Annotated in this window: 8 protein-coding genes and 1 pseudogene; 4 read left to right on the top strand and 5 right to left on the bottom strand. The window is 72.0% G+C overall.

What is annotated here, in order from left to right; genetic code table 11:
- Nucleotides 1–42: 42 nt before the first annotated feature.
- Nucleotides 43–2,409: a Tex family protein gene (locus tag OIE49_RS31210; RefSeq protein ID WP_326805215.1), complete on the top strand. Its 2,367-nt coding sequence runs from the start codon at nt 43–45 to the stop codon at nt 2,407–2,409.
- Nucleotides 2,410–2,834: 425 nt separating this feature from the next.
- Here the strand turns inward: OIE49_RS31210 and OIE49_RS31200 are convergent, their stop codons facing one another.
- Nucleotides 2,835–4,475: an ABC-F family ATP-binding cassette domain-containing protein gene (locus OIE49_RS31200; protein WP_326805214.1), complete on the bottom strand. Its 1,641-nt coding sequence runs from the start codon at nt 4,473–4,475 to the stop codon at nt 2,835–2,837.
- 13 nt (nt 4,476–4,488) lie between these two features.
- Nucleotides 4,489–5,589: an oxidoreductase gene (locus OIE49_RS31195; protein ID WP_326805213.1), complete on the bottom strand. Its 1,101-nt coding sequence runs from the start codon at nt 5,587–5,589 to the stop codon at nt 4,489–4,491.
- 90 nt (nt 5,590–5,679) lie between these two features.
- On the opposite strand from OIE49_RS31195, the gene OIE49_RS31190 reads away from it, so the two are divergent.
- Together OIE49_RS31190 and OIE49_RS31185 are read left to right on the top strand one after the other, a co-directional pair.
- Nucleotides 5,680–6,615 (top strand): FAD-dependent oxidoreductase, encoded by a 936-nt coding sequence (locus OIE49_RS31190; protein WP_402127229.1) that lies wholly within the window; start codon nt 5,680–5,682, stop codon nt 6,613–6,615.
- 180 nt (nt 6,616–6,795) lie between these two features.
- Nucleotides 6,796–8,289 (top strand): M1 family metallopeptidase, encoded by a 1,494-nt coding sequence (locus OIE49_RS31185; RefSeq protein ID WP_326805211.1) that lies wholly within the window; start codon nt 6,796–6,798, stop codon nt 8,287–8,289.
- Between the two features lie 57 nt (nt 8,290–8,346).
- Here the strand turns inward: OIE49_RS31185 and OIE49_RS31180 are convergent.
- Together OIE49_RS31180 and OIE49_RS31175 are read right to left on the bottom strand one after the other, a co-directional pair.
- Nucleotides 8,347–8,454 (bottom strand): annotated as a pseudogene (locus OIE49_RS31180) (Appr-1-p processing protein); the annotation flags it as partial.
- Between the two features lie 18 nt (nt 8,455–8,472).
- Nucleotides 8,473–9,936 (bottom strand): amino acid permease, encoded by a 1,464-nt coding sequence (locus OIE49_RS31175; RefSeq protein ID WP_326805210.1) that lies wholly within the window; start codon nt 9,934–9,936, stop codon nt 8,473–8,475.
- A gap of 239 nt (nt 9,937–10,175) precedes the next feature.
- Between OIE49_RS31175 and OIE49_RS31170 the strand changes: the two genes are divergently transcribed.
- Nucleotides 10,176–10,928 carry a MerR family transcriptional regulator gene (locus OIE49_RS31170; RefSeq protein ID WP_326805209.1) on the top strand — a complete coding sequence of 251 codons (753 nt, stop codon included), beginning with the start codon at nt 10,176–10,178 and terminating at the stop codon, nt 10,926–10,928.
- A gap of 8 nt (nt 10,929–10,936) precedes the next feature.
- On the opposite strand, the gene OIE49_RS31165 is transcribed toward OIE49_RS31170, so the two are convergent.
- Nucleotides 10,937–13,132 carry a 3-hydroxyacyl-CoA dehydrogenase NAD-binding domain-containing protein gene (locus OIE49_RS31165; RefSeq protein ID WP_326805208.1) on the bottom strand — a complete coding sequence of 732 codons (2,196 nt, stop codon included), beginning with the start codon at nt 13,130–13,132 and terminating at the stop codon, nt 10,937–10,939.
- Nucleotides 13,133–13,134: the final 2 nt, after the last annotated feature.

Here is a 13,134-nt window from a genome sequence, read left to right as displayed (position 1 = left end):
CAATTGCGGCGCACACCGAAGTGGAGAAGGCGGTACGGGATCGTGACGACACCCCTCACAGCGTCCATCGAGGGCAGGATCGCCGAGGAGCTCGGCGTACGGGAGCGGCAGGTCAAGGCCGCCGTGGAACTGCTGGACGGCGGTTCGACGGTGCCCTTCATCGCCCGCTACCGCAAGGAGGCGACCGAGATGCTCGACGACGCGCAACTGCGCACCGTCGAGGAGCGGCTGCGCTATCTGCGGGAACTGGAGGAGCGGCGGGCGGCGATCCTCGAGTCGGTGCGCGAGCAGGGCAAGCTCACCGATGAACTGGAGGCGCGGATCCGCGGCGCCGAGACCAAGGCGCGGCTGGAGGACGTCTACCTGCCGTACAAGCCGAAGCGGCGGACCAAGGCGCAGATCGCCCGGGAGGCGGGTCTGGAGCCGCTGGCCGAGGGCCTGCTCGACGACCCGTCCGTGGAGCCGCTCGCGGCGGCGGCCGCCTTCGTCGACGCGGACAAGGGCGTCGCCGATCCGCAGGCGGCGCTGGACGGCGCGCGGGCGATCCTCACCGAGCGGTTCTCGGAGGACGCCGACCTGATCGGCGAGCTGCGCGAGCGCATGTGGGTGCGCGGGCGGCTGGCCGCCAAGGTGCGGGAGGGCAAGGAGGAGGCGGGCGCCAAGTTCGCCGACTACTTCGACTTCGCCGAGCCGTTCACCGAGCTGCCCTCGCACCGGATCCTCGCGATGCTGCGCGGGGAGAAGGAGGAGGTCCTGGACCTCGTCCTGGAGCCGGAGGAGCAGGTGGACGGCCCCTCGTCGTACGAGGGGATCGTGGCCCACCGGTTCGGGATCACCGACCGCGGCCGTCCCGCCGACAAGTGGCTCCAGGACACGGTCCGCTGGGCCTGGCGCACCCGGATCCTCGTCCACCTGGGCATCGACCTGCGGCTGCGGCTGCGCACGGCCGCGGAGGACGAGGCGGTGAACGTGTTCGCGGCCAACCTGCGCGACCTGCTGCTCGCTGCCCCGGCCGGCACGCGCGCGACCCTCGGTCTCGACCCCGGGTTCCGTACGGGTGTGAAGGTCGCCGTGGTCGACGCGACCGGCAAGGTCGTCGCCACCGACGTCGTCCACCCGCACGTTCCGGCCAACCGGTGGGACGAGGCCGTCGCCAAGCTGGCCCGGCTGGCCAAGGAGCACGCGGTCGACCTGATCGCGATCGGCAACGGCACCGCGTCCCGGGAGACCGACAAGCTGGCCGCCGACGTCATCACCCGGCACCCGGAGCTGAAGCTCACCAAGGTGATGGTGTCGGAGGCGGGCGCGTCGGTGTACTCGGCCTCGGCGTACGCCTCGCGGGAACTTCCCGACATGGACGTCTCCCTGCGCGGCGCGGTCTCCATCGCGCGCCGGCTCCAGGACCCGCTGGCCGAACTGGTCAAGATCGACCCCAAGTCGATCGGGGTCGGCCAGTACCAGCACGACCTGTCCGAGGTGAAGCTGTCCCGCTCGCTGGACGCGGTGGTCGAGGACTGTGTGAACGGCGTCGGCGTGGACGTGAACACCGCGTCCGTGCCGCTGCTCGCGCGCGTCTCCGGCGTCACCTCGGGACTCGCGGAGAACATCGTGGCGCACCGGGACGCCAACGGGCCGTTCACCTCGCGGGCGCAGCTGAAGAACGTCTCGCGGCTCGGCCCGAAGGCCTACGAGCAGTGCGCGGGCTTCCTGCGGATCCGCGGCGGCGACGACCCGCTGGACTCCTCCAGCGTGCACCCCGAGTCCTACCCCGTGGTCCGCCGGATGGTGAAGACCGCGGGCCAGGAGGTGGCCTCGCTGGTCGGCAACACCGGGGTGCTGCGCTCGCTCAGGGCGGCCGACTTCGTGGACGACACGTTCGGTCTGCCGACGGTGAGCGACATCCTGAAGGAGCTGGAGAAGCCGGGGCGCGACCCGCGGCCCGCGTTCAAGACGGCCACCTTCAAGGAGGGCGTCGAGAAGATCTCCGACCTGGCGTCCGGGATGGTCCTGGAGGGCGTGGTGACGAACGTGGCGGCCTTCGGCGCGTTCGTCGACGTCGGCGTCCACCAGGACGGTCTGGTGCACGTCTCGGCGATGTCGAAGCAGTTCGTGAAGGATCCGCGCGATGTCGTCAAGCCCGGTGACATCGTCAAGGTGAAGGTGCTGGAGGTCGACATCCCGCGCAAGCGGATCTCGCTGACGCTGCGTCTGGACGACGAGGCGGCGCCGCAGGACCGCCAGACTCAGGGCGACGGCGGCGACCGGCGCCGCCGCGGTGGCCGGCCTCCGCAGCAGCGCCAGGGCCGCGGCGGTGGTGGCGGTGGCGGCGGTTCCCGCCAGGCGCCCCCGCCCGCCAACAGCGCGATGGCGGACGCCCTCCGGCGCGCCGGCCTCCTCGACCGGAAGTAACGCCCGCCGCTGACGACGCGGCCCGGACCCGCCTTCGGGCGGGTCCGGGCCGTTTCTCGTCGACGTGACCGGCGGCCGCGCGGACCCGTCGGGGCGGGGTCATCGCGGTGGGTGCTGGCCCGGGGGGAGTTCGGCGTGGGGGCGTGGGGTCGCGCCCGGGGGCGGCGGACCCGGGGTGAAGGCGGCGTTGGGATGCCCCGTTCGCATCACGTCCTCGAGCTGCCGCTGTATGGCCGTGGCCGCGTCACGCACGCGCGCGGGCACGTCGCCTCGCTCGGCTACGAGTTGGTGATAAATGGGGGCGTCTTGGAACATGGGTGACCATGCCTTCCGATCTGCGGTTTCGTTCCGCTGGGCAACGGTGACCGAGTGTAAGACCCCGTGCCCGACCGTTCACCGCGGGTCCCCGCAAGCCGGGGAAAGCGTTAATGCTCCGTCACCTTGCCCTCGGCCGCCTCCAGTCGGCGGGTGACGTGCACCGCGTCGAGCATGCGGCGGTCGTGGGTGACCAGCAGCAGGGTGCCCTGGTAGGAGTCCAGCGCCGACTCCAGTTGCTCGATGGCCGGCAGATCCAGGTGGTTGGTGGGCTCGTCCAGGACCAGGAGGTTCACGCCCCTGCCCTGGAGGAGGGCGAGCGCGGCCCGGGTCCGCTCACCCGGGGAGAGTGTCCCGGCGGGACGCGTCACATGGTCCGCCTTGAGGCCGAACTTGGCGAGCAGCGTCCGCGCCTCCACCGGCTCGGTGTCCGGCACCGCCGCGCAGAAGGCGTCCAGCAGGGCTTCGGAGCCGTGGAAGATGCGGCGGGCCTGGTCGACCTCGCCGACCAGCACGCCGGAGCCCAGCGCCGCGTGCCCGGCGTCCACCGGGATCCGCCCCAGCAGCGCGGCCAGCAGCGTCGACTTGCCCGCGCCGTTGGCCCCGGTGACCGCCACCCGGTCCGCCCAGTCGATCTGGAGGTTCACCGGGCCCAGCACGAAGCCGCCCCGCCGCACCTCCGCGTCCCGGAGCGTGGCGACGACCGCGCCCGACCGCGGGGCCGACGCGATCTCCATGCGCAGCTCCCACTCCTTGCGGGGCTCCTCGACGACCTCGAGCCGTTCGATCATGCGCTGGGTCTGGCGGGCCTTCGCGGCCTGCTTCTCACTGGCCTCGCTGCGGAACTTGCGGCCGATCTTGTCGTTGTCGCCGCCCGCCTTGCGCCGGGCGTTCTTCACGCCCTTGTCCATCCAGGACCGCTGCGTCTGGGCCCGGTCCTGGAGGGCGGCCCTCTTGTCGGCGTACTCCTCGTAGTCCTCGCGGGCGTGCCTGCGGGCGACGTCCCGCTCCTCCAGATAGGCCGCGTATCCGCCGCCGAAGAGGTTGATCCGCCGCTGGGCGAGGTCGAGTTCGAGGACCTTGGTGACGGTGCGGGTGAGGAACTCGCGGTCGTGGCTGACGACGACCGTCCCGGCGCGCAGGCCGGTCACGAACCGCTCCAGGCGCTCCAGACCGGCCAGGTCGAGGTCGTTGGTCGGCTCGTCGAGCAGGAAGACGTCGTAGCGGGACAGCAGCAGCGAGGCGAGTCCGGCGCGGGCCGCCTGGCCGCCCGACAGGGATGTCATGGGCTGGTCGAGGCCGACGGCCAGGCCGAGCGAGTCGGCGACCTCGTCGGCGCGTTCGTCGAGATCGGCGCCGCCGAGGCCGAGCCACCGCTCCAGGCTGCTCGCGTACGCGTCGTCCGCGCCCGGCGCCCCGTCGACGAGGGCCTGCGTGGCCTCGTCCATGGCCCGCTGGGCCGCGGCCACCCCGGTGCGCCGGGCGAGGAACTCCCGTACGGTCTCCCCCGCGCGCCGCTCCGGCTCCTGGGGCAGGTGCCCGACGCTCGCCCCCGGTGGGGACAGGGCGACCTCGCCCTCTTCCGGGGTGCTCAGCCCGGCGAGCATCCTGAGCAGGGTGGACTTGCCCGCGCCGTTGGCGCCGACCAGCCCGATCACGTCCCCGGGCGCGACGACGAGGTCCAGTCCGGCGAACAGCGCGCGGTCGCCGTGCCCGGCGGCGAGGTTCTTGGCAACGAGGGTGGCAGTCATCAGGGGACCGATCCTAACGGCGGTGCCCCGGCGGCTCTCCGTGCGCCACCGCCGCCACCAGCACGCCCCCGGCCGTCCGCGCCACCACGAAGGACTCCCCCTTCACCGCCCGGGCGTCCAGCGCGAGCCGGTGGCGGCCCGGTTCCAGGACGCCGTCGAAGAGTTCCTGGGTGCGGGTGCGGTGCAGCCGGTCCAGGCGGTGGGCGGTGAGCCGGACCCGGCAGGCGGAGGTGACCTCGACGTCCGCCGCGCCGCCGGCGGCCGTCAGCCGCTTCAGCCGGCGCCGCTCGACGGGACCGGGGTCCAGGGCCTGTTCGATCCGGGCGACCAGGAGCGGCACGATCGCAGGGGTCCCGTCGACGCGGGCCACGTCGGCGCCCGCGCGCTCGAAGGCGTCCCGGACGGCGGCGCGTTCGGCCGGGCCGACGCCCGTGCCGAAGACGACGGCACCGTACTGGCGCAGTTCGCCGGCGTGGATGTGGACCGTGTCGCCGCTGATGTCGGCGCCGATGCCGAGGGCGCGCAGGGCGGCGGCGAGCCGGGCGAGGGCGGCGGCCCGGGCCCCGACGAGCAGCACCCGGCGGCGGGGCGCGTGGCCGCCGCCGTCGCCGTCCAGCAGCGATCGCAGTGCCGCGCGGTACTCGGCGCCGGCGAAGCGGAACGGGCCGATGCCGTGGTAGCCGTCCCGTTCCAGGTCGGCGTGGGCGTCCGTCTGCCAGGCGAAGTCCCGCCAGACGTAGTCCGCCCCGTCCGCCCCGTCCGTACCGGAGCCGTCCGTACCGGTGCCGCGCGCGTGGGCCCGCTCGATGACGGCGGTGACTGCGCCGCAGGCCAGGTCCTCGCACTCGGGGCAGCCGTAGATGAGGTAACGGCCGCCCGGCAGCGGCGCCTCGCTCTCCAGCAGCAGGCCGCGCACCTGGGCGGCGAGGATCGCGGGCGGCACGTCGGAGGCGAGCGGGGAGACCGCGTCCAGGTCGGCGAGCCGGAACAGCAGGGGCCGTCCGTCCACGACGAAGTCCACGAAGTCACGGTGGAGCCGGTGGCCGCCGTCGGCGGCGATCTCCTCGGGACGCGTCGCCGGGGCCAGACCGAAGGTCGTGTACTCGGCAGGCATGCCGTGAGTATTCCCGCCCCGGGGCCGAGGTGAGCACGGTGTGCGCCTTCCGCTACCGTGCGCTGCGTGGACGGTGAGCCGGGTGCCGAGGTGGTGGTGGTCGGCGGCGGCGTCATCGGGCTGACGACGGCCGTCGTGCTGGCGGAGCGCGGCCGGCGGGTGCGGGTGTGGACACGTGAGCCCGCCGAACGCACGACGTCGGCGGTCGCCGGGGCGCTGTGGTGGCCGTACCGGATCGAGCCGGAGTCGCTCGTCGGCGAGTGGTCGCTCGAATCCCTGGCGGTGTACGAGGAGTTGGCCGCGCTTCCTGGCGAGACGGGCGTACGCCTGGTCGGGGGGGTGCACGCCGGGACGCGGCTGGACTCGCTGGGGCCGTGGGCGGCGCGGGTGCCCTCTCTGCGCCCGGCGCACGCCGGGGAGTGGGCGGCGGGAACGGCGCTGTGGGCGCGGCTACCGCTGATCGACATGTCGGCTCATCTGCTGTGGCTGCGCGAGCGGTTGATCGAGGCGGGCGGGGTCGTCGAGGTGCGGACGGTCACGGATCTGGCGGCGGTCGACGCGCCGGTCGTCGTGAACTGCACCGGCCTCGGCGCCCGTGAACTCGTCCCCGATCCCGCGGTGCGTCCCGTGCGTGGTCAGCTCGTCGTCGTGGAGAACCCGGGGATCACGACGTGGCTGACGGCGGTCGACCCCGTCTCGGAGTCCTCCACCTACGTCTTCCCGCAGCCGGGCGGGCTCGTCCTCGGCGGCACGGCCGAGGAGGACGACTGGTCGCAGGTGCCCGATCCGGCGGTGGCCGACCTGATCGTCGAGCGGTGCGCGGCCCTCCGGCCGGAGATCGCCGGGGCGCGGGTGCTGGGGCACCGGGTGGGGCTGCGGCCGGTCCGGCACGCGGTGCGGCTGGAGCGCGAGGTGCTGCCGGGCGGGCGGGTGCTGGTGCACAACTACGGGCACGGCGGGGCCGGGGTCACCGTGGCCTGGGGTTGTGCGCGCCTGGCGGCCGGGCTGGCGTACCCGGCTGCCTGAGCGGGCGCGTCCCTGGCGGCGCGTTCAGTCCACGGGCGTGGCTCGAAAGGTCCCTGAGCGTGTTTCGCTCATGACGGCCGAATGGCGATCGTGTGACAGGGGTGGGCATGGACACGTCTGTGGCCACCGGGACTCAATAGGCTCCGAACCAACCTCGTGCCCCTACGACTTGGAGCTGACGTGCACCGCAGAATGATCGCGCCGGGCGCACTGGCGGCGGCCACCCTGCTGCTGGCGATCCCGGCATCGGCCGCGAGCCACTCCCCCGGCGCACCGGGCATCGGCGACCCCTACTACCCGTACTACGGCAACGGCGGATACGACGTCTCCCACTACGACCTCAGACTGAAGTACCAGCCGGCCACGGACGAGCTGGAGGGCACGGCGACGATCGAGGCACGGACCACGCAGGACCTGTCCAGCTTCGACCTGGACTTCCTGCTGGACGTCAGCGAGGTGCGGGTCAACGGCGCCACGGCCGCCTACGCCTCCTCCGGTCAGCACGAGCTGGTGATCACCCCGAAGAAGCCGCTGGCCAAGGACACGCCGATCACGGTGGTGGTCCGCTACAGCGGTGTGCCGTCCACGAAGAGCGCGTACGGCTTCACCACCTGGCACCGCACCCCGGACGGCGGGATCGCGGCGGACGAGCCGGAGGCGGCCTGGTGGTGGTTCCCGAGCAACGACCACCCGAGCGACAAGGCCACCTACGACGTGTCGGTGGCCGTGCCGGACGGCACGCAGGCGATCTCCAACGGCACTCTGCAGTCGACCGGTTCGCAGCTCGGCTGGACCCGCTACAACTGGCGCCAGAACAAGCCGCAGGCCACGTATCTGGCGACGCTCGCGATCGGGAAGTTCGACATCACGACGGGCACCTCCGAGGGCGGCGTTCCCGTCCTCAACGCCTACAGCAGGGACCTCGGCGACAACGCCGGGGCGGCCCGTGCGAGCGTGGAGCGCACCGGTGAGATCGTCGACTGGCTGAGCGGCTATTTCGGGCCGTATCCGTTCGGCTCGGCGGGAGGCTATGTGCCGAACACGACGACCGGGTACGCGCTGGAGACGCAGACCAGGGTGTACTACAGCCCGAAGCAGTTCGCAGGCGGCTCCAACACGTCCGTCGTCGTGCACGAGCTGGCCCACCAGTGGTACGGCGACAGCGTGTCGCTGAAGGGCTGGAAGGACATCTGGATCAACGAGGGCTTCGCGCGCTACGCCCAGTGGCTGTGGTCCGAGCACGAGGGCGAGGGCACCGCGCAGGAGCTGGCGGACTGGGTGTACGCCTCGCACCCCGCCGACGACCCCTTCTGGACGGTCGCGCCGGGCGATCCGGGTCCGGACGACCAGTTCGACATCGCGGTCTACGACCGGGGCGCGCTCGCCGTGCAGGCGCTGCGCAACGAGATCGGCGACAAGGCGTTCTTCGCCCTGCTGAAGGGCTGGCCGCAGAAGCACGCCTACGGCAACGCCTCCGTGGCCGACTTCCAGAAGTACGCCGAGCAGGTCTCCGGCAAGCCGCTCGCGGCCCTCTTCGACACCTGGCTGTTCCAGCCGGCCAAGCCGGCCGCCCCCGCGGCACGCGCGGCGTCCCTGACGAGGACGGCGGCTCCCACCGCTCCGCCGAGGTCCTGGAAGAAGATCGAAGCGACGAACGACGTGCACACGAGGTGACCCACGGCCGGGCGACCCACGCGGCCGCCCGGCCTCACCCCTCGAACGCGTACACCGTCACCACGATCCCCGCCGCACCAGCCGCTCCTCGATCAGCGGCTCGACCCGCTCCCAGGTGCCACCGGCCAGGCCGCAGCCTGTTCGGGGCATGTGGACGGACGCCTCGACAGCGGGGTGGGGCCCTTACTCCGTGATTTCGGAGAGCTCCCGGTCGGCCGTCCGGGAGACGCGGCCGCGGACGCCGTACCAGCCGGCGACCAGGAGGACGGCGATCACCGGGACCAGCAGGAGGGTCTTGCGGCCCACCTCGGGGTCGTTCCACATCATGCCGAGGCAGCCGACGAAGAAGGCGATCGTGATGATCTCGGTGAACGGACTCCAGGGAAGGCGGAAGTGCGGGCGGGTGAGCAGGCCGGCCTTGGCACGGCGGACGAAGACCACGTGGCAGATCATGATGGTCACCCAGGTGCTGACGATGCCGAGGGCCGCGATGTTCAGCACGATCTCGAAGGCCTGGGCGGGCATGACGTAGTTCAGGCCGACGCCGAGTACGCAGACCGCGCAGGTCAGGAGGATGCCGCCGTAGGGGACCCGGCTGCGGCTCATCACCCCGGTGAACCGGGGAGCGGAGCCCGCCGCGGCCATGGAGCGCAGGATGCGGCCGGTGGTGTACAGGCCGGAGTTCAGCGACGACATGGCGGCCGTGAGGACGACGAGGTTCATGACGTCGCCTGCCGCCGGGACGCCGATCTTCGACAGGACGGTGACGAAGGGGCTCTCCCCGGCCGAGTAGACCGAACCGGGCAGCAGCAGGGCGAGCAGGATGACCGAGCCGACGTAGAACAGGCCCACGCGCCACATGATCGAGTTCACCGCGCGCGGGATGATCTTCTCCGGCTCGGCGGTCTCGCCGGCGGCGACACCGATCATCTCCAGGGCGGAGTAGGCGAAGATCACGCCCTGCATGACGAGGACGACCGGCATCACGCCGTGCGGGAAGAACCCGCCGTGGTCGGTGATCGAGCTCAGGCCCGGGGTCCGGCCGCCGACGTCGTGCTGCGTGGCCAGCAGGAAGATGCCGATCAGCATGAAGCCGACCAGGGTGGCGACCTTGACGATCGCGAACCAGAACTCCATCTCGCCGAAGATCTTCACGGAGATCAGGTTGATGGCGAGGACCACGGCGAGGGCGATCAGCGCGAGCACCCACTGCGGGACGGACGTGAACATGCTCCAGTAGTGCGTATAGAGCGCGATCGCCGTGATGTCGGCGATACCGGTCGTCGACCAGTTCAGGAAGTACATCCAGCCGGCGACGTAGGCGCCCTTCTCGCCGAGGAACTCGCGCGCGTACGACACGAAGGAGCCGGACGAGGGCCGGTACAGGACCAGTTCGCCGAGGGCCCGGACGACGAAGAACGCGAAGATGCCGCACACGAGGTAGGCCAGCGCGAGGGCGGGGCCCGCGTTGTGCAGGCGACCGCCCGCTCCTAGAAAGAGTCCGGTTCCGATCGCCCCACCGATGGCGATCATGTTGACGTGGCGGTGCTTGAGGTCCTTGCTGTATCCGGCGTCGCCCGCGTCGGCGGGCGTCCCGGTCGCCTGGTGGGAGGCGACCTGTGCCGTGGGCACGGCGTCCTTGCTCAAGGGTGGTTCCACTTTCTGGTGCCCGGGCGCCTGCGCCCGGGTGTCCGTACGTGATCCGGCCCGCACCACCCATGTCGCGGCACAGACCAGAACAGCAGCTTCCCCGGTGTCTGATTCCCCGGCGATGGCGTACGTCACAGAGCGGGACTTCTCACACACGGCGTTCACTCACCGGTCACCGGCCGTACACCAGCAGGTCAGGGCTTTCACAGCATTGGTGGGACAGCGATACTGCTGCGATGACGACCGACTCCGACGAGCCGACCCTCACGATCGACGAGCTGGCCGCGCGGGCCGGCGTCACGGTGCGCACGATCCGCTTCTACAGCGGCCGGGGCCTGCTGCCGCCGCCGGTGCTCGGCCCCCGCCGCGTGGGCCGCTACGGCCAGGAGCACCTGGCGCGGCTGGCGCTGATCGAGGAGATGCAGCTGCGGGGCATGACGCTCGCCGCGATCGAGCGCCATCTGCGGCAGCTTCCGCCGGACCTCACCCCGCACGACCTCGCCATCCACCGCGCGGTGGTCGCGTCCTGGGCACCGGACACCGTGGAGTCGTTGTCCCGGCGGGAGCTGGAGCGCCGGGCCGGCCGGCCGCTCGCCGAGGAGGACGTCCGGCGGCTTGCCGCGATGAACGTCGTCGAGGCCGACGGGGACTGCTTCCGCGTGGACTCCGGTCTGCTGCGGCTCGGCGTGGAGCTCCTCGACGTGCCGCTGTCCCAGGAGACGATCCTCGCCGCCCGCACGGTGCTGACCGAGCACGCGCGCACGGCCGCCCACGAGCTGTCGAAGCTGCTGCGCGACGCCGTCGCCGAGCGCGACACCCGGGACGTGTGGTCCCTGTCCGCCCTGATGCACCCCATGGTGGTGCAGGCCCTGCTCACCACCTTCCAGCGCTCGCTGAAGGAGGAGCTGCGGGAGTGGCTGGACACGGCCGGACGGGAGGGCCCCCGGGGAGCGGATCCCCGGGGGACGCAGGAGCCGCCGTCCGGCTGAACGGCTTCTCAGCGCGCGTCGGTGAAGGTCTCCCCCTTCTCCCCCTTCTCCCCCTTCTCCGCCTTTGCCACCAGCAGCGCCGGCGGGGCGAACCGCTCGCCGTAGCGCCCGGCGAGTTCCCGCGCGCGTGCCACGAAGCCGGGCAGACCTCCCTCGTAGCCATTGACGTACTGCAGCACCCCGCCGGTCCAGCCCGGGAAGCCGATGCCGAGCACCGAGCCGATGTTGGCGTCGGCGACGGAGGTCAGGACGCCCTCCTCCAGGAGCCTGACGGTGTCGAGCGCCTCGGCGAAGAGCATGCGCTCCTGCATGTCCCGGAACGGGATCTCGTATCCGGGCTTCGAGAAGTGTTCGCGCAGGCCCGGCCAGATGCCGGTGCGGGAGCCGTCCTCCGCGTAGTCGTAGAAGCCGGCACCGCCTCTGCGGCCCGTGCGGCCGAACTCGTCGACCATCCGGTCGACCACCGCGTCCGCGGGGTGCGGGGTCCAGGTGCCGCCCGCCTCCTCCACCGCCCGCCGCGACTCGGCCCGGATCTTCCGGGGCAGGGTGAGGGTCAGCTCGTCCATCAGGGACAGCACCTTGGCCGGGTAGCCCGCCTGGGCCGCCGCCTGCTCGACCGACGCGGGCTCGATGCCCTCGCCGACCATGGCCACGCCCTCGTTGATGAACTGGCCGATGACCCGGGAGGTGAAGAAGCCGCGCGAGTCGTTGACGACGATCGGGGTCTTGTTGATCTGCCGGACCAGGTCGAAGGCGCGGGCCAGGGCCTCGTCGCCGGTGCGCTCACCCCTGATGATCTCGACCAGGGGCATCTTGTCCACGGGTGAGAAGAAGTGCAGCCCGATGAAGTCGGCCTGGCGCTCAACGCCTTCGGCGAGCAGGGTGATCGGCAGGGTGGAGGCGTTGGAGCACAGCAGCGCGTCCGGCGCGACGACCTGCTCGATCTCCTGGAACACCTTGTGCTTGAGCGCCGGGTCCTCGAAGACGGCCTCGATCACCGCGTCGCAGCCCGCGAGGTCGGCCACCTCCGCGGTGGGCGTGATCCGGGCGAGCACCGCGTCCGCCTTCTCCTGGCTGGTACGGCCCTTCGCGACGGCCTTGGCGCACAGCTTCTCCGAGTAGCCCCTGCCCTTGGCGGCGGCCTCCGCGGACACGTCCTTCAGGACGACCTCGATACCGGCGCGGGCGCAGGCGTAGGCGATGCCCGCGCCCATCATCCCGGCCCCGAGGACGGCCACCTTGCGCACCTGGCGGGGTTCGACGCCCTGGGGCCGGCCGGCGCCGGAGTTGACGGCCTGGAGATCGAAGAAGAAGGCCTGGATCATGTTCTTCGAGGTCTGCCCCGCGGCCAGTTCCACGAAGTAGCGGGCCTCGATGACCTGGGCGGTCTCGAAGTCGACCTGGGCGCCCTCGACGGCGGCGGCCAGGATGTTGCGCGGAGCCGGGTAGGGGGCGCCGTTCGTCTGCTTGCGCAGACTGGCCGGGAAGGCGGGCAGGTTGGCGGCGAACTTCGGGTTCGCCGGGGTGCCGCCGGGGATGCGGTATCCGGGCTTGTCCCACGGCTGCCCCGCCTCGGGGTTGGCGTCGATGAAGGCGCGCGCCTTGGCCAGCAACTCATCCTGGGAAGTGGCCACTTCGTCGACCAGCCCGTTCTCCTGGGCGCGCCGCGCGTTGTACTGGGTGCCCTGGAGCAGCACCTTGAGCAGGGCGTCGGTGATGCCCAGCAGCCGTACGCTGCGGACGACCCCGCCGCCGCCGGGGAGCAGGCCGAGGGTCACCTCGGGGCAGCCGATCTTCATGCCGGGGGTGTCGAGCGCGATCCGGTGGTGGCAGGCCAGGGCGAGTTCGTAACCGCCGCCCAGGGCCGCGCCGTTGATGGCGGCGACGACCGGCTTGCCCAGGGTCTCGATGCGGCGCAGGTTCCGCTTGAGCGCGAGGCCGCCGTCGAACAGGTCCTGTGCGGTGTCCGGGGTGACCCGGATCAGGTCGCGCAGGTCGCCGCCCGCGAAGAAGGTCTTCTTCGCGGAGGTGAGGATGACGCCGCGGACGGATTCCCGCTCCGCCTCCAGCCGGTCGGCGACGGCGGCGAGGGAGTCGCGGAACGCCTGGTTCATGGTGTTCGCGGACTGGTTCGGGTCGTCGAGGACGAGGGTGACGACGCCGGTGTCGTCCTGCTCCCAGCGGATGGTGGTGCTCTCGGTCATGT

The sequence above is a fragment of the Streptomyces sp. NBC_01788 genome (assembly GCF_035917575.1).
GTDB lineage: Bacteria > Actinomycetota > Actinomycetes > Streptomycetales > Streptomycetaceae > Streptomyces.
Note: the sequence above shows the minus strand (reverse complement) of the source record. Positions and strands in the feature narration are given on the sequence as shown.

Bases quoted from the DNA above. Each gene is read 5' to 3' on its own strand.
- OIE49_RS31200 (WP_326805214.1), bottom strand. From the start codon at position 4,475: ATGACTGCCACCCTCGTTGCCAAGAACCTCGCCGCCGGGCACGGCGAC.
- OIE49_RS31195 (WP_326805213.1), bottom strand. From the start codon at position 5,589: ATGCCTGCCGAGTACACGACCTTCGGTCTGGCCCCGGCGACGCGTCCC.
- OIE49_RS31170 (WP_326805209.1), top strand. From the start codon at position 10,176: ATGACGACCGACTCCGACGAGCCGACCCTCACGATCGACGAGCTGGCC.
- OIE49_RS31165 (WP_326805208.1), bottom strand. From the start codon at position 13,132: ATGACCGAGAGCACCACCATCCGCTGGGAGCAGGACGACACCGGCGTC.